15 protein-coding genes are annotated in these 17,140 nt (G+C 31.9%); 11 read left to right on the top strand and 4 right to left on the bottom strand.

From position 1 onward, the window contains the following. Positions 1-220 precede the first annotated feature (220 nt). The 4 genes from M2651_RS13005 to M2651_RS12990 all read right to left on the bottom strand — a co-directional run bounded on the left by M2651_RS13005 (position 221) and on the right by M2651_RS12990 (position 5,449). Positions 221-1,924, bottom strand: coding sequence for an FMN-binding protein (locus M2651_RS13005; protein ID WP_252132771.1), 1,704 nt, complete (start codon positions 1,922-1,924; stop codon positions 221-223). A 20-nt stretch (positions 1,925-1,944) separates the two neighbouring features. After that, the gene (locus M2651_RS13000) at positions 1,945-2,988 is read right to left on the bottom strand and encodes an FAD:protein FMN transferase (RefSeq protein ID WP_252132770.1); all 1,044 of its coding nucleotides are present in this window, start codon (positions 2,986-2,988) and stop codon (positions 1,945-1,947) included. A 260-nt stretch (positions 2,989-3,248) separates the two neighbouring features. Continuing rightward, positions 3,249-4,766, bottom strand: a complete 1,518-nt coding sequence (locus tag M2651_RS12995; protein WP_252132769.1) for a sensor histidine kinase — start codon at positions 4,764-4,766, stop codon at positions 3,249-3,251. Further along, on the bottom strand, positions 4,763-5,449 hold the full coding sequence (locus tag M2651_RS12990) for a response regulator transcription factor (protein ID WP_252132768.1): 687 nt from the start codon (positions 5,447-5,449) through the stop codon (positions 4,763-4,765). The genes M2651_RS12995 and M2651_RS12990 overlap by 4 nt, the downstream gene beginning before the upstream one ends. Positions 5,450-5,685: 236 nt before the next feature. Between M2651_RS12990 and M2651_RS12985 the strand changes: the two genes are divergently transcribed. From M2651_RS12985 to M2651_RS12935, 11 genes are all read left to right on the top strand, one after another. Further along, positions 5,686-7,569 (top strand): sigma 54-interacting transcriptional regulator, encoded by a 1,884-nt coding sequence (locus M2651_RS12985; RefSeq protein WP_252132767.1) that lies wholly within the window; start codon positions 5,686-5,688, stop codon positions 7,567-7,569. 148 nt (positions 7,570-7,717) lie between these two features. Then, on the top strand, positions 7,718-8,623 hold the full coding sequence (locus M2651_RS12980; RefSeq protein WP_252132766.1) for a bifunctional enoyl-CoA hydratase/phosphate acetyltransferase: 906 nt from the start codon (positions 7,718-7,720) through the stop codon (positions 8,621-8,623). Between the two features lie 30 nt (positions 8,624-8,653). Continuing rightward, complete coding sequence (locus M2651_RS12975; protein WP_252132765.1) at positions 8,654-9,346, top strand: DnaB helicase C-terminal domain-containing protein; 693 nt, start codon at positions 8,654-8,656, stop codon at positions 9,344-9,346. Between the two features lie 35 nt (positions 9,347-9,381). Further along, complete coding sequence (locus M2651_RS12970; protein ID WP_252132764.1) at positions 9,382-9,585, top strand: 4Fe-4S binding protein; 204 nt, start codon at positions 9,382-9,384, stop codon at positions 9,583-9,585. A 19-nt stretch (positions 9,586-9,604) separates the two neighbouring features. Then, positions 9,605-10,684 carry a 3-methyl-2-oxobutanoate dehydrogenase subunit VorB gene (vorB, locus tag M2651_RS12965; RefSeq protein WP_252132763.1) on the top strand — a complete coding sequence of 360 codons (1,080 nt, stop codon included), beginning with the start codon at positions 9,605-9,607 and terminating at the stop codon, positions 10,682-10,684. A gap of 13 nt (positions 10,685-10,697) precedes the next feature. Then, on the top strand, positions 10,698-11,435 hold the full coding sequence (locus M2651_RS12960; protein ID WP_252132762.1) for a thiamine pyrophosphate-dependent enzyme: 738 nt from the start codon (positions 10,698-10,700) through the stop codon (positions 11,433-11,435). Positions 11,436-11,533: 98 nt separating this feature from the next. Next, positions 11,534-12,079 (top strand): 2-oxoacid:ferredoxin oxidoreductase subunit gamma family protein, encoded by a 546-nt coding sequence (locus M2651_RS12955; RefSeq protein ID WP_252132761.1) that lies wholly within the window; start codon positions 11,534-11,536, stop codon positions 12,077-12,079. 68 nt (positions 12,080-12,147) lie between these two features. Then, positions 12,148-12,825: a hypothetical protein gene (locus M2651_RS12950; protein WP_252132760.1), complete on the top strand. Its 678-nt coding sequence runs from the start codon at positions 12,148-12,150 to the stop codon at positions 12,823-12,825. A gap of 71 nt (positions 12,826-12,896) precedes the next feature. Further along, positions 12,897-13,964: a butyrate kinase gene (buk, locus tag M2651_RS12945; protein ID WP_252132759.1), complete on the top strand. Its 1,068-nt coding sequence runs from the start codon at positions 12,897-12,899 to the stop codon at positions 13,962-13,964. Between the two features lie 226 nt (positions 13,965-14,190). Then, on the top strand, positions 14,191-15,018 hold the full coding sequence (licT, locus tag M2651_RS12940) for a BglG family transcription antiterminator LicT (RefSeq protein WP_252132758.1): 828 nt from the start codon (positions 14,191-14,193) through the stop codon (positions 15,016-15,018). 147 nt (positions 15,019-15,165) lie between these two features. Beyond that, on the top strand, positions 15,166-17,064 hold the full coding sequence (locus tag M2651_RS12935; protein ID WP_252132757.1) for a beta-glucoside-specific PTS transporter subunit IIABC: 1,899 nt from the start codon (positions 15,166-15,168) through the stop codon (positions 17,062-17,064). Positions 17,065-17,140: the final 76 nt, after the last annotated feature.

Below are 17,140 nucleotides of genomic sequence, written 5' to 3'. Positions count from 1 at the left end.
CAGGCGGAGACGCAGTTACAGGTGCTGCAACAGTAATTCTTGCTATGGGAGCTGGTAAAAAAGCTGCCAAGGCTATAGATGAGTTTTTAAGTTCTAATAATAAATAGTATTCCAGTGGTTAAACCACAAATGATAAAATAAATCCAGTAGAATAAACTGTAAGCATTCTACTGGATTTTTTATATAGAAACTAATTTATATAAATTTTAATATAGTTTTATTATTTAGCTTGACTTAATGCATCTTCTACTGCTTCTATAATTCCTCTACTAGTAAAAGTAGCACCAGAAACAGTATCAACGGAAGTTGACTGAGCTGAAATTATTTTATCAGGTAACACACTTTCTACATATTCATAATATCTTGGAGTATCTTCCATTGATATTGTTTTAATTTCGGTTATTTTACCATTTTTTACAGTAACTGAAATTTTTGTTGTACCACCTTTGAAGCCAGTACCTGTTCCGGTATAAGTTCCATCTTTATAACTTTGTTGAGTAGAGCTTGAACTAGTACTTGGGTTAGAGCTAGAACTATTAGTTCCATTATTCTCCGCAGTATTATTGTTACCTAAGTTGTTTTCATTTGATGGAAAAGTACCTTCACCACCATGTTTTTTACCTTTGATAAAAGGGGGATTACTTGGTCTATCTTGTTTTACATCTGATGATGAATTAGCTGTATTTTCCTCATTTTTATCATTAGAAGTATTATCACTAGAAGCAGTTGTGTTATTTGTTGAGGAACCTTCTAAAGTTTGGTTTAAGGCATCTTGTACTGCCTCAATAATTCCTTTACAACTATAAGTAGCACCTGAAATTGTATCTACGGAAGTTGATTGAGTAGAAATTATTTTCTTTGTAATAGTATTTATAACTCTTTCATAAAAATCCGGTGTATCTTGGTGAGAAACTGTAGTTATACTGGAAATTTTACCGTTACTTATTGTAACTGAAACTTTAGTTGTACCACCTCTAAAGCCGGTACCTGTTCCTGTATAAGTTCCATCTTTATACTTTTCAGAAGGACTATTTATGCTGCTTTCTACCACACTGGAAGTTGAAGCTAGTCCGCTGTTTGTTAAAACCGTACTGGTAAAATTGTTAAAACCATATACACCTGCAAATGCAGCTATGGCAACTGAACTTGCTAATGCTGGATTAACATTTTCACCAAGCACATTAGCTTGTGTATTCTTTCTAGGACATACATCTACACATTTTAAACAATTTATACATTCTCCTCCCCGAACAGCATTAACTTTATATAGAGGTAATCCCATCGAACAATTATTTGTACAGATGCTACATTTTCCACATTTATCATTTGGCTTACTAATTTTAAATATGCTTATTTTGGAAAATATAGTAAATATAGCACCTAAGGGACACAAATATCTACAGAAAAATCTTTCAACAAAGAAGGCTCCTATTGTTATCAGAAGTAGAAGAATAAATCCAATAGTTAACTGTGATAAAACGTAAGAGAAATCAGTTATTTGAGCGAAGGCATCCCAAGGGCTTGTATTATTAAAGATATTACTTCCCATAGTACATACAATAATTAAAAGCATTAATAAAATTAAATACTTTACATATTTTAAAATAGAATCAACTTTGTCATTAACCTTAAAATTAATTTTAAAAATATTTTTAGATATGAGGTGAATCCAATCATTATAAGTACCAAAGGCACAGAACCAACCACAGAAAAATCTACCTAATAGTATAGTTAAAACAATAACGGTTATAAATTCTATTAATGATGGGAAGTTTTGAATAAAGTGAAAGTTGCCATCAATAATCATTTCATAGATTTTTTTAAATTCACTAAATGCCAGCATATAAAGACCTGGTAATAGAAAAAATGAAATTGCCTGTACAATATGTCTAAAAATTTGTAATTTTTGTATTTTTTTTATCATTTTCATAACTCCTTTTCTAATTAATAATTTTTATTATATATAAATTCATTGTTAAATAATTTAAAGTTATCTTTAACTCCAGATGTAACATAAATTTTTTTATCTTCCGTTATAAATATAGCATCTATTCCTTTTATAGATTCTATAAGGTTCATAGCTTTATCTATTCCCATAATATAAACACCTGTAGATAAGCCATCACCATCTATAGATTTATCAGAAATTATAGTAGCACTTACAACTTTACTTTCAGAAGGGTATCCAGTCTTAGGATCAATTATATGATGAAATGTTTTACCATTCTTCATAAAGAATCTTTCATAATTACCAGAAGTAACTATTGATTTATCTTTTGCAGTAAGTATACCGATATACTCTCCACGAGGTTTAAATGGGTTTTGAATACCAACCTTCCAAGGGGTACCATCATTTTTATTACCTAAAACTAAAATGTTTCCGCCAAGGTTTATTAAGGCACTTTTTATATCATATTTTACAAATATATTTTTGATTTCATCTGCTGCAAAGCCTTTAGCTATTCCACCTACATCTAGGGCTTGACCTTTTTTCTTTAATCCAATAGAATTATCGGTTTTATTTATAATTATATCTTTGTAGTTAACAAGCTTTAGTTTTTCATCTATCTCATTTTGTTTTGGAATTTTCTCATATTTTGTACCTATATTCCAAAGAGATACTAAAGGTCTTATAGTTGGATCAAAAGTTCCTTCTAATAGCTCGCTATATTTTATAGATTTTTCTATTACAGAATAGGTATCGTAGCTTACAATCTGTGGCAGCATTCCTGCATTCCTATTTATCTTTGATATCTCACTGTAATCTTTAAAGGCTGACATTTTATTGTCGATATCAATAAGTCTTTCTATTGCTTTTTCAATTGCTATTTCTCCCTTTTTACCAAATGCTTTTAAATACATTACAGTACCAAGAGCATAAAAACTTCTTTCAGTAAAAACTGGATTGGTATTACTGGTAATAAATATTAAAACTAGAATAAGAATTAATATAATTAATAAAGTAAGTCCTAGTACATTGAAAATCAAAGCTTATCACCTACAAACGTTAATTATTATTTGCTACTTGCTGCAACAATTTAGATTATATAGAGTAAAGCTTAAGAATACATTAGTGTTAGCTTAGAAATAGCTGAGAAAAAATGTAGAGCTTTAAAAAATAATAAATATATACCAACTTATAAGAGAATAAAATAGTTTAAATTTAAGGACGCAATCATAATAAAAACACTATGAAAATTATTCAAATTTTCATAGTGTTTATTTGTTAATATAAAATTATATTAGTGTTATTTTATCAGTTTTAGATATATAGAAAAGGTGGTACCTATTCCTAGACTACTTTTTACTGTAATTTTTCCTTCATGTGCATCTATTATAGACTTAACAATGGAAAGACCTAAACCATATCCTCCATGTTCACGGGATCTGTGAGACTCACTTCTGAAAAACCTATCAAAAATTTGATTAAGGTGCTTTTCTGATATGCCTGTTCCATTATCCTTTATTTCTAAAACTGCAAAATTACTATCAATACTTGTAGAAATAGTAATAATGCCTGTATTTTTATCCGTATGTTGAATTGCGTTTTGTACTAAATTAAATATGACCTGTTTTATCTGATCTTTATTTATATTAACCTTTATATTATCTTCTAACTGTAATTGTATTTTTCTTTTTCCAGAAAGTATTTGAAGCTGAGGAAACACTTCGTTTATAACATTATTAATATTCTCTGTATTCATTTCTACTGATACTTGTTGTTCTAATTTAGTCAACATTAAAAGGTCATTAACTAATTTAGTAAGTCTTTCACTTTCTACTAATATACTATTTAAGGCCAAATCAAGCTGTTTTTCATTTTTAGCAGCACCCATTAATAATACTTCCACGAATCCATGTATTGAAGTAAGAGGGGTTCTAAGCTCATGAGAGGCATTAGAAACAAATTGGCGCATTTTTTCTTTAATAGCTTGCTCTTTTTCAAAGGAGTTTTCTATTCTTTGAAGCATATTATTAAAAGAGTTAGATAATCTGTCAATTTCTGATTGACCAGTATTCTCGGGCAGCCTGGTGTGTAATTGATTTATGTTAATCTCCTCAATGGTTCTAGTCATATTATATAAAGGATTTAAAGTCTGTTTAAAAACTGTTCCCCCAAGTATAGCACCTATAATTAGTATTAAAATGGAAACTCCAATGTATATATATATTTGGTTTTTAAGTATATCAGCAGCATCTTGGGCTGGAGTACTTAGTTGAATTAATCCTGAAGGGTAATCTAAAGAACCTATTTTACGCCACATAACTAAATGTAAATTACCATTGTCATCTTTAACTAATTTATAGAGCTTTTCTATATTACCATACTCATTGAGCACTTGTGTATAATCATTTATGGAAAGTTTAGGTATAGAAGTAATATAATTAGGTCTATATTTACGTTTATCATTTCTAAATGGCTTTTCAGAGATTACATTGATAAAATCTTTAGAGTCTGCCAAGGAAGTACCATTTTTATCTATGATAGCTACACTTATATTTACGCTAGCTAATTCGTTTATAATATAAGAAGATTTTTCTTTAATTGCTTCTGTTGTTTTTATTGTCATTAAAAATTTAAGATCAATATCGTGAAATCTTGCTGATAATATTTCTGCTTTACTTTTATATAAATAGTTTTTGGTAGTTAAATATTGAGATAATCCCATTATAAACAATAAAACAATTAATATTAAGAAGAAGCGAGATAGCAGCTGCCACTGTAAACTCTTAAAATTAAATTTATTTACTATTTTTCTTTTCATAATACCACCTTATAGCCTACTCCACGGACAGTTTTAATAATATTATGATCTTTATCACCAATCTTATCACGTAGATATCTTATATATACCTCAACGATATTTTCTTCTCCATTGAAGTCATAGCCCCAAATCTTTTCAAGAATTAATGATTTGCTAAGTACTAGTCCATTATTTAGAAGTAAAAATTTAAGTAAATTATATTGTGTGGGAGGTAAATCTAATACTTTATTACGATAGGTAATTTCATGAGCTCTATCATCTATAGCAAACTCTCCAATATGATTTACATCACTTAACTCAGGAAAGCTATTCCGTAATCTAGCATTAATACGTGCAATCAACTCCTTAAAGCTAAAAGGTTTTACCATATAATCATCTGCACCGAGATTTAAGCCTTTAACACGATCATCTACGTCATCCCTTGCAGTTAACATAATAATAGATGTCTTTATAGATTTTTTTATTTCAGTACAGACTTCATAACCATTCATTCCAGGCAGCATAATATCTAAAATAATTATTTGCGGCTTTAATTTTCTAGCTAGTGAAACAGCCTCAAAACCATCAAAGGCTGAATAAACATTGTAGCCTTCAGCTTCTAAACCCATTTTAATAAATTCAACTATACTTTCTTCGTCATCTACTACCAAAATATTTATTTGTTCCTTAATAAATGAGGTCATAAGACTTCGCTCCTTTTCTATAATTTAATTATGACAAATTAATTATTTGTATATAATTTGTTTTAATACCTTTTATAATAGTAAAAATGGAGATATATATTAATATCAATAATAAATTAAAAAAACTTTAATTACAATGTAATTTAGTTTAAATTATTGTTGTGGTAATGTTTTTTTATTAAAATAAAATTACATATTATTAAGATGCTAATTAAGCACTAAGGAGAGCTTTGACCATGGATAGAAAAATAGGAGTAATCGCATCTGATGCTGGACTTAAGAATAGCATTATAGAATTATTTCCAGATGAAGTGAAAAATGGAGAGATAATAATAGATATATTAGATTCTGCAAGAATTGAAGAACAGGGAAAAATGCTTGAGAGCATGGGAGCTAAAGCAATAATAGGAAGAAGCGGCGGATACAGGCATACTGTCGGCAGGGTTAATGTTCCTGTTATTCATTTAAAGGTAAGTACTTTGGATATACTGCAGGCTATAAGAGCAGCAAGCAAATACAATAAAGATATAATTTTAGTAATTTCTGACCTGGAATATTTTGATTATGAGCAGTGGAATAATATTGTCAGTCAGAATATTATAGTTGAAAGATTTCATTCCATGGATGAGATTGAGGATAAGGTAACTAAATATATAGATAAAAAGGATGAAATAGTAATCGTTGGAGGAGGTATACCTTGCAGCTATGCTAAAAAATTTGAAATGGACAATATAAGCATAGGAGCTAGTAAGGAATCCATTTATGAAGGCATAAACTATGCCAGGGAATTAATAGATAATTTACAGGAACAGAAATATAAAAATCAGGTTTTAAAAAGTATTTTAGATGGAGTTCATGATGCTGTAGTAGCTATAAACACAGAGGGCAAAATTATACTTCACAATGAAAGAGCAGAAGCTATTTTAAAGAAGCAAACTAGGGATGTAATGGATAAGCAGCTATTAAATGTATATCCAGAGCTTAGTTTTATGTTAGATATATTAAAAAATAAAACAAATGAGTATAACGAAATAAAAAGCTTAAAAAAGATAGTTATTGCATCAAATACTACTTTATTAGAAGTTGATGGACAAGTTCGTGGAGTTATATGTTCTTTTCAGGATATAACGAAGCTTCAAAATTTAGAAAAAAAGATAAGATTTGAGCTAAATAAAAAAGGATTAGTTACTAAATATAGTTTTAAGGATATTATTGCTTACGACCCTAGCATGAAAAACACTTTGTCAAAAGCAATGAAAATAGCACAAACTGATAATACTGTAATGATTTATGGTGAAAGCGGTACTGGAAAGGAAATGATAGCACAGAGTATCCACAACCTGAGCGGCAGAAGTGAGGAGGCTTTTGTAGCTGTTAACTGTGCAGCCATATCGGAAACTTTGCTTGAAAGCGAGCTTTTTGGTTATGAGGAAGGTGCTTTTACAGGGGCAAGGAAAGGGGGAAAAGCAGGACTGTTTGAGCTTGCTCATAAGGGTACAATATTTTTAGATGAAATAAACAGTATATCTTTAAGTCTTCAGGCAAAGCTTCTTCGTGTGCTTGAGGAAAAAGAAATAATGAGAATAGGTTCAGATTATGTCATTCCGTTAGATGTAAGAATTATTGCAGCTGCAAATGAAAATCTGATTGATAAAGTTAAAGAGGGAAGCTTCAGGAGCGATTTGTTTTACAGGCTAAACATATTAGAACTTCATATTCCTTCACTTAGAGAAAGAAAGATGGATATTATACCTTTATTTAAATATTATATAAATAAATTCTCAAAAGAAGCTTTAGAATTAAATATTAGTGAAGAGCTTAAAGAAAAGCTTATAAGGTATGAATGGCCTGGTAATGTAAGAGAACTTAGAAACATGGCTCAAAGATATATAATTTTCGGTGAAATAGATTTAGATGAAGGTGAACTTATAAAGGTTAGTAATGAATCCTGTAGTGATGATTCAGACATTAGTAAGAAACCTATTGATTTAAAAGAAATAAATAAGTATGTAGAAGAAAAGGTTATAGAAATGCTTTTAAAACAAGGCATGTCTAAAACAGAAATAGCAAGGCAGCTTGGAATTAGCAGAACTTCTCTTTGGAAAAAGACAAAATCCTAACATAGTTTGTTAACTAATGATAACATTATGTTAATTATAATAAACAATAAAATAATTTATAAACAGTTATTTAATGAAAATGCAGGCTTTAAGCCTGTATTTTTTTTGGCACAATATTTGCTTTATCATAGCATGAGGGGTGAATTAAATGGAATTTAGAAGTTTTGATGAATTAATAAAGAAAGTACAAAATAATGAAAAAAAGAAGAAAGTAGCTGTTGTGTCTGCACAGGATGAGCATACCCTTGAGGCTGTATTTAGAGCAGTAAAGGATAATATTGTAGAGCCTGTTTTAATAGGGGACAAGGATAAAATAAAGAAGGTTCTGCAAAGTCTTAATGTTAAGCTGGAAGAAAGCAATATTATAGATGTTGAAAATGATGCAGTTGCAGCAGAAACAGCTGTAAAGTTAATTAATGATAATAAAGCTGATTTTATAATGAAGGGTAAAATTCAGACTGCAGATTTACTAAGAGCTGTAGTTAATAAGGAAAAAGGTCTTAGAACTGGAAGAGTAATGTCTATACTTGCATTACATGAAGTGCCTGGTTATCATAAGCTTTTAGCAATTACAGATGGCGGAATGATGATGTATCCAAATTTAGAAGAGAAAAAGCAGATTATAGAGAATGCAGTAAATACATTAGTTGATATGGGGTATGAAAATCCTAAGGTTGCAGTTTTGGCGGCAGTTGAAAATGTAAATCCAAAGATGCCTGAAACTGTTGATGCGGATGCTCTTAAAAAAATGAATCTATCTGGGGAGATAAAAAACTGCATAGTAGAAGGCCCAATTTCCTATGATTTAACAATGAGCAAAGAGTCAGCTGAAATAAAGGGATACAGCAGTCCTGTCTGCCAAGATGCAGATATTTTAATAGCTCCTAATATTACAACAGGAAATATATTATCAAAAGCATTAATTTATTCAGCAGGTGCTAAAATGGCAGGCTTTGTAGTTGGAGCAAAGGTGCCTATTGTTATAACTTCAAGAGGAGCAACAGCAGAAGAAAAGTATTTATCGCTTGTGTTATCTGCTTCTGCAGTTAAATAATAAAAACATCAAATTAATTGGAGGCGCACTATGAATATTGATATTAAAAAGTTCACCAAAAATAAAACGAATTTTGTTTTTGTTGGTGAAGCGGGAAGTGGCAAAAGTGAAATTGCAATAAACTTTGCTAAATACCTTACTCTTCTTAATGAGAAGCCGGTACACTTTTTTGATATGGATATGACAAAGCCGCTTTTTAGGTCTAGAGATATTAAAAGTGAGATTGAGAGTATGGGTATTATTTTTCACCACCAAGAACAGTTTTATGATGCGCCCACAATGGTAGGCGGTGTTAACCTTCTATTGAAGGATGAAAGCTGTTATGCAGTTATGGATGTTGGAGGTAATGATATAGGTGCACGTGCTATAGGGGGATTTGCTCCTAAAATAAATCAAGACAGCACAGTTGTTTATTATGTGTTGAATGCATTCAGGCCTTGGTCTGGTAATTTGAATCATATTGATGGAACGCTTTCGTCAATATTGAAAATATCTCATATCAAATTAGATAAAATACACATGATAAGTAATCCCAATAACGGAATTTCAACAACAGCGGAAGAAGTAATAGAAGGAAACTTAAAAATGGACAAAATGATTGGAAAGCTTATAAATATAGATTTTACCTGCGTTAAAGATACTTTGTATGATGAAGTAAAAGATAAAATAGATATGCCTTTGCTGCCTATTCATTTATATCTGACATATCCATGGCACGAATAAAAACAAATTTATTTTGAGAGGAGAGTTTAATCAAAATGGCAAAAGTAGAGATTAGCTCAGAAAGATGTAAAAGCTGTCAATATTGTATTAAATTTTGTCCTAAAGGTGTGCTCGCTTTAGGAGACAAGGTTAATGCAAAAGGTTATGAATACGTAGTACCAGTTAATATGGAAGCTTGTATCGGATGCTGCATATGCGCAAGAATGTGCCCAGATGCTGCGATTGAAGTATATAAATAAGATTAAGGAGGTTTAATATATGGATAGAGTATTTATGAAAGGCTGTGAAGCTATAGCGGAAGCTGCTGTCAGAGCAGGCTGCAGATTTTTTGCAGGATATCCTATAACACCACAAAATGAAATTCCAGAATACTTTGCAAGAAGGATGCCTGAAGTTGGAGGAGTTTTTATACAAGGAGAAAGTGAAGTTGCATCTATAAGCATGGTTTATGGTGCTGCTTCAACAGGAACAAGAGCAATGACATCATCATCAAGCCCTGGAATATCACTGAAATCTGAAGGTATATCATATTGTGCAGCAGCACGTATACCAATGGTTTATGCTAATATATCACGCGGAGGCCCTGGTGTAGGTTCTATACAGCCAGCTCAGCAGGATTATTTCCAAGCAACAAAAGCTGCAGGTAACGGCGGATTCGAAATGATGGTATTTGCTCCAGCTTCAGTGCAGGAAGCTGTTGACATGACATATAAAGCATTTGATTATGCTCAAAGAGACAGAAATCCTGTAATGATTCTTTGTGATGGTGTTATTGGAACAATGATGGAACCGGTTGTGCTGCCTGAAATGAAAACAGGTGAAGAAGTTGCTACATTAAAAGAAGCTAATAAAGATTGGGCTTGTATAGGACATAAATTAGACTATCCAAATAGGGCATGGATTGAACCGGGTCAATGGATGACAAGCAAGATGCAGAAAGTAAATGAAGAAGCTGCACTTTTATATGCGTCCTGGGAAAAAGATGTACAGGTAGAGGAGTATATGATAGAAGATGCAAATATTGTTATTGCTGCTTATGGTATTTCTGCTCGTATAGCAAAATCAGCCGTTGATGTTCTTCGCAGAGAAGGAATTAAAGCTGGTTTAATTAGACCAATTACAGTTCATCCTTTCCCATATAAAGCCTTTGATAATATTAATTATGATATATGTAAAGCTGTTTTAGATGTTGAAATGTCTATTCCTGCACAGTTTGTAGAAGATGTGGAAAAAGGCGTAAAAGAACGTTGTCCAATAGAAACTTGTTTATGTTCAGGTGGTAATATAATGAGACGTGAAGCAATTATTGCAGCTGTCAGAAAAATTAATGAAAATTAGGAGGGTATGAAAAGTGGAAAAAGTTTATGCAAGAACAAAAACAATCCAACAAGATAAAGTTTCAGGTTTCTGCCCGGGCTGTATGCATGGTACAGTTATTAAATTAATAGGTGAAGTCTTAGAAGAAATGAACATTGTTGAAAAAGCTGTCTGTGTGCTTGGTATTGGATGCTGCGGACTTCATATGGACTATATGGCATATGATAATATAACTTCACCTCATGGACGTGCCTGTGCTGTTGCAACAGGTATTAAAAGAGCAAATCCAGATTCATTGGTTTATACTTATCAGGGAGATGGTGATTTTGCTTCAATTGGACTTGGTGAATCAATTTCAGCAGCAAACCGTGGTGAAAATATTTCTGTTATTTTTATAAATAATGGTATTTATGGTATGACAGGAGGTCAGATGGCTCCAACTACATTACTTGGCATGAAAGCAAGCACAGCACCAAAAGGACGTAATGCTGATGAACATGGATACCCAATGCATATGTGTGAAATATTAAATCAGCTTACAGCTCCAGCATATTTAGAGCGCACAAGCTGCAATACTCCAGCAAATGTAATGAAAACTAAAAAGGCAATTAGAAAAGCATTCGAAAATCAGTTAAATGGTAAAGGTTTTTCAATGGTGGAAATTGTGACAAATTGCCCAACAAACTGGGGGCTTGACCCGCTGGATTCACTTAAATTCCTTGAAGAAAAAATGCTAGCAGAATATCCACTTGGTGTAATAAGAGATAGATAGAAGGTTAAAGCCTTAAACAGCCTTTAAAGTGTAATTTGGCTGGCGACAGGGAGCCAAGCCCAATTACACAGCGTTTAAAATGAAAGGAGAAAGAAGATATGGAAACAAACTTGTGTGTTGCCGGATTTGGCGGACAGGGTGTAATGACACTTGGAAAATTTTTAGCATCTGCAACCTGTGATTCTACAGATAAAAATGTTACTTTCTTCCCATCATATGGAGCTGAGCAGCGTGGCGGCACAGCAAACTGCTTCGTTGTTATTTCAGACGAAATGATAGGAGCGCCTTTAGGCGACGTTATGGATGATTTAATTGTTATGAACGAGCCATCATTAGATAGATTTATCGGTACATTAAAAAAAGGCGGTACACTTTTTATTAATAGCTCAATCGTTAAAAAGGAGATTAAAAGAAATGATGTAAAAATTGTTTCAGCACCAGTAACAGAGCTTGCTCTTGAGCTTGGAAATGCAAAAGTTCTTAATGTTATTATGCTTGGTGTATATATAGGGTTTACTGAAGTTATTTCTCCTGAAATTGTCTGGAGAACAATTGAACACACACTCAGCAAAAAACCAAAGTTACTTCCGTTAAATAAAGAAGCTTTTGAGAAAGGGCTTGAAATTGGAAGAGCTCAGAAATAAAAAATATAAGAAGCGTTTATTGCTTTTAGGTGATATTATTTGTACAGACTTCAAAGGAGTGATTTTGATTGAAAAAAGGAGATTTATACTGGGCACTGGCACTTTTAGTCTGGGTAGTTATACTTGTAGTACCATCTTCCCGTGCAGCATTTATTTTAGCTACTGAGACCCATCCTTATATAGGAGGATTTATAAAATTTTCCATATTAGCAACTATGGGAGACATGCTTGGAGCAAGAGTTTTAAAAGGTGAATGGAAAATGCCTACAGGAGCTATTTATAAAGCTATTATATGGGGAATTATAGGAATGATGGTAACTCTTGTTTTTACATTATTCATGGGTGGAGCTGCAGCTGCTCAGGCAGCAGGAAGACTTCCATTTAAAGGATCGGTTTTAGCGCAGGCTTTCTTTGGCAGTGCAGTAATGAATGTCACTTTTGGACCAATGATGATGGCATTTCATAGATTTACAGACATGTATATAGATACAAAATATGAGAAAAAGGGCGAAAAAGTAACTTTAAAAGAACTTATAGCAAAAAATGACTGGAATTCATTAGTTGAATTCAGCTGGTTAAAAACGTGTCCATTCTTCTGGATACCTGCTCACACAATAGTTTTCTTATTGCCAGGGCAATATAGAGTTCTTGTTTCAGCATTTTTATCTATAGCTTTAGGGCTTCTGCTTGCACTTGCTAAAAAAGGTAAAGGGGAAAAGACACAGCCTGCTCAGCAGCTTTGCTGAAATATATTAAAATACAGGAGGCATAACAATTAATAATTGTTATGTGCTTTAAAGAAATACAGGAGGGAAAAATGAGTTATAAAATATTAGCTATTAATCCAGGATCTACATCAACAAAAATAGCATTATACGAAGATGAAAAACAAATATTTGTTAAAACTCTTGATCATACTGCAGAAGAAATAGAAAAGTATGAAAGAATTCAGGATCAATTCGAAATGAGAAAAGATGTGGTACTTTCCTTTCTAAAGGAAAATGGATATAATGTTAATGAATTATCTGCAGTAGTTGGAAGAGGAGGAATGCTTCCTAAAGTAAAATCAGGAGCTTATAGAGTCAATGAAGTTATGGCATGCAGGCTTAAAAATAATCCGGTTATAGAGCATGCATCAAATTTAGGTGCATTAATAGCTTACGAAATTGCTAACACTATAGGAGTTAATGCTTATATATATGACTCTGTAAGAGTAGATGAACTTAAAGATATTGCTAGAATTTCCGGTATTATACAAATAGAAAGAACAAGCACAAGTCATGCCCTAAATTCAAGAGCAATGGCTATTAAGTATGCTAAAGAGCAGGGAAAGAAATACTCCGATATGAATTTTGTTGTAGCTCATTTAGGTGGAGGAATATCTATTACTGTTCACGAAAAAGGAAGAATGGTAGATGTTTTGACAGATGATGAAGGACCTTTCTCACCTGAAAGATCAGGAAGAGTACCTTGTCATGATCTTATTGACCTTTGCTTTTCTGGCAAGTATGATGCAAGAACTATGCACAAAATGCTTAGAGGAAACGGCGGCTTAAAATCTTATCTTAATACAGTAGATGCAAGAGAAGTCCAAAAGAGAATAGATAACGGGGATGAATATGCAAAGCTTATATATGAAGCAATGGCTTATCAGGTAGCCAAAGGTATTGGAGATTTAGCTACAGTAGTGGAAGGTAATGTAGATGTAATTATTCTTACTGGTGGAATTGCTTATTCAGAAACACTAACTTCCTGGATTAAGAAAAGAGTTCAGTTTATTGCTCCTGTTGTAATAATGCCAGGAGAAAATGAAATGGAATCTCTTGCACTTGGAACGCTAAGAGTGCTTAGAGGTGAAGAAGAAAGCAGAGAATATACTGAATAAATTAATTTTAAATAATCTGCCTATCTAGTTACAAAAAAATATTGACAACCAATTTAAAATAAAGTAATATTATAAGCAGGAAAACGATTATAAATTTTGGATTGTTACTGACTAGATCAGGCGATACCTTAGAATATAAGAAGAGATTTATTTTATTTTTCTTCTTATGATCTGAGGTTTTTGTTTTTTTAAAATTAACATATATGATTAAGGAGAGGAGGATAGAATGATAATAAAAAAAATATTTAATAATAATGCCATTGTAGCTAAGGATGCAGATAATCGTGAATTAGTTATTATGGGTTGCGGAATAGCATTTAAAAAGAGTATAGGCGAAAAGGTAGACAAAAATCTAATCGAGAAAACCTTTATTCTTAAACAAAAAGATGCTTCTGAAAAATTTAAATTATTATTGGAAGATGTTCCTTCCGAATATGTTTCATTATGTTATGACATCATTGAATATGCAAAAAATATGTTAGATGCCAGACTAAATGATTATATATATGTAACTCTCACTGATCATATATACAATACCTTTAAGATGTACAATGAAGGTTTAAAAAATCTTAATCCGCTGATCTGGGAAATTAAGAAATTTTATCCTAAGGAATTTCAAATTGGTTTAAAAGCACTTGAGTTCATTGAAGAGGAACTTGGTAAAAAGCTTCCTGAAGATGAAGCAGGTAATATAGCTCTTCATTTAATTAATGCTCAGGTTAATAGTTCCTACAATAACATGGAAAATATAGCTGAGCAGACGAAGAAAATACAGGATATTTTAAATATTGTAACTTATACTTATGGTATTACACTTAATGAAAAATCAATAAGTTATGAAAGATTTATTACACATTTAAGATTCTTTTTCCAAAGGCTGAATAAAAAAGAAACAGCTGAAGCAGAAGATGATTATCTTTTGAGGAAAGTTAAAACAAAGTATAAAAAAGCCTATGACTGTATGCTTAAGATAGAAAAATATTTAGAAACTGAGCTGTCAGATGAAGAAAAGTTATATCTAACTATTCATATTCAGCGTGTTACTCAAAGATAAACTGAATAATTTTTGGATTGTTACTGGTAATGCAGGCGAGACCAACCTAGAAAGTATAAAAATTATACTTTCTGTTTGGTCTCGCTTTTTATATAAAAAACTATAAAAATACTAAAACTAATAAAAATAAAAAAAGGAGAGATTATTATGAAGTATGAAAAACTGGCTAAAGACATTATAAAAAATGTCGGCGGTAAGGAAAATGTTAATAGTTTAACTCACTGTATTACACGTCTTCGCTTTAAGTTAAAGGATGAAAGTAAAGCAAATACAGAAGTTTTAAAGAAAATGGAAGGTGTTGTTACTGTAGTAAAAAGCGGTGGACAATATCAGGTAGTTATTGGTAATCATGTTCCTGATGTTTACGCTGATGTAGTTGCTGTGGGAGGCTTTAATGCAGAAGGAGCAGATTCCCAAGATGCAAATGAAAAGAAAGGTTTACTTAACAGTTTCATAGATATTATTTCAGGTGTATTCTCACCAACTCTAGGTGTGCTTTCTGCAACAGGTATGATAAAAGGTTTTAATGCATTATTTGTAGCATTAGGATTATACACTGCAACATCAGGAACTTATCAGGTTTTAAATGCTATAGGTGACTGTTTGTTTTACTTCTTCCCGATTTTTCTAGGTTTTACTGCAGCTAAAAAGTTCAATGTTAATCAATTTACTGGAATGGCATTAGGTGCTGTGCTTGTTTATCCTGCACTAGCTAATTTAACAGCAGGAAAACCATTATATACAGCATTTGCTGGTACATTCTTTGAATCACCTGTATATTTAACATTCTTAGGTATACCGGTTATATTAATGAACTATTCATCAAGTGTTATTCCTATAATATTAACTGTTTATGTAGCATCTAAAATAGAAAAATTCTTTAAAAAGGTAATACCAGATGTAGTTAAAACTTTCTTAGTTCCTTTCTGCACATTATTAGTAACTGCACCGCTTGCATTTATAGTTATTGGACCTGTAGCAACTTGGGCTGGTAAAGCAATCGGTTCAGCAACACTTGCTTTATTTAATTTTACTCCAGTAATTGCAGGAATTATAGTTGCTGGTTTATGGCAGGTGCTAGTAATATTCGGATTACACTGGGGACTAATTCCTATTGTTATAAACAATCTTACAGTATTTCATTATGACCCTATTCTTCCAGCAGCATTTGCACCATCTTTTGCTCAGACAGGTGTAGTATTAGCTATACTTCTTAAAACAAAAGATACTAAGCTAAAATCATTAAGTATACCAGCATTTATTTCAGGTATTTTTGGAGTTACGGAGCCAGCAATATATGGAGTTACACTGCCACGTAAAAAACCATTTATAATAAGCTGTATTGCTGCTGCAATTGGTGGAGGTATTATAAGTTTATTTGGTAGTAAACTATGGATGTTAGGTGGTTTAGGAATATTTGGTATACCAAGTTACATTGGACCACAAGGAATAGATAGAGGCTTTTATGGTATTATTATAGGTATTGCTGTTGCATTTGTTTTAGGTTTATTACTAATGCTTTTCTCAGGTTTTAAAGATGAAGAAAATAACGAAGAAACTAAGGATGCAAATAAAGGTGAAGCATTAGTAAAGCAGGAAACAGTAGTTAGTCCATTAAAAGGAGAAGTAATACCTTTATCTGAAATAAAAGATGAAGCTTTTTCTAAAGGAGCATTAGGTAAGGGTGTTGCTGTTGAACCAGCAGAAGGCAAGATAGTTTCTCCAGTAGATGGAACTTTAACAACTTTATTTCCAACAAACCATGCTTTAGGAATTACAAGCGATAAAGGTACTGAAATACTCATTCATATTGGTATGGATACAGTTCAGTTAGAAGGCAGACATTTTCATGCTAAAGCAAAACAAGGGGATACTATAAAGAAAGGTCAGGTATTATTAGAATTTGATATTGAAGCTATAAAGAAGGAAGGATATTCTGTAACAACACCTGTAGTAATTACAAATTCAGATAATTACTTAGACATTATTGAAACAGATAAAAAGAATGTTAATTTTAAAGATGATTTATTAACAGTAATGATTTAGATAAAATATTGAACACTTTACAAAACAGCAGATATGATTTATTTTAATCTGCTGTTTTAAAATATTAACATGGAGG

The organism is Clostridium caldaquaticum, assembly GCF_023806125.1.
Lineage (GTDB): Bacteria > Bacillota > Clostridia > Clostridiales > Clostridiaceae > Clostridium_AT > Clostridium_AT caldaquaticum.
This window is presented reverse-complemented; position numbering and strand designations above follow the sequence as displayed.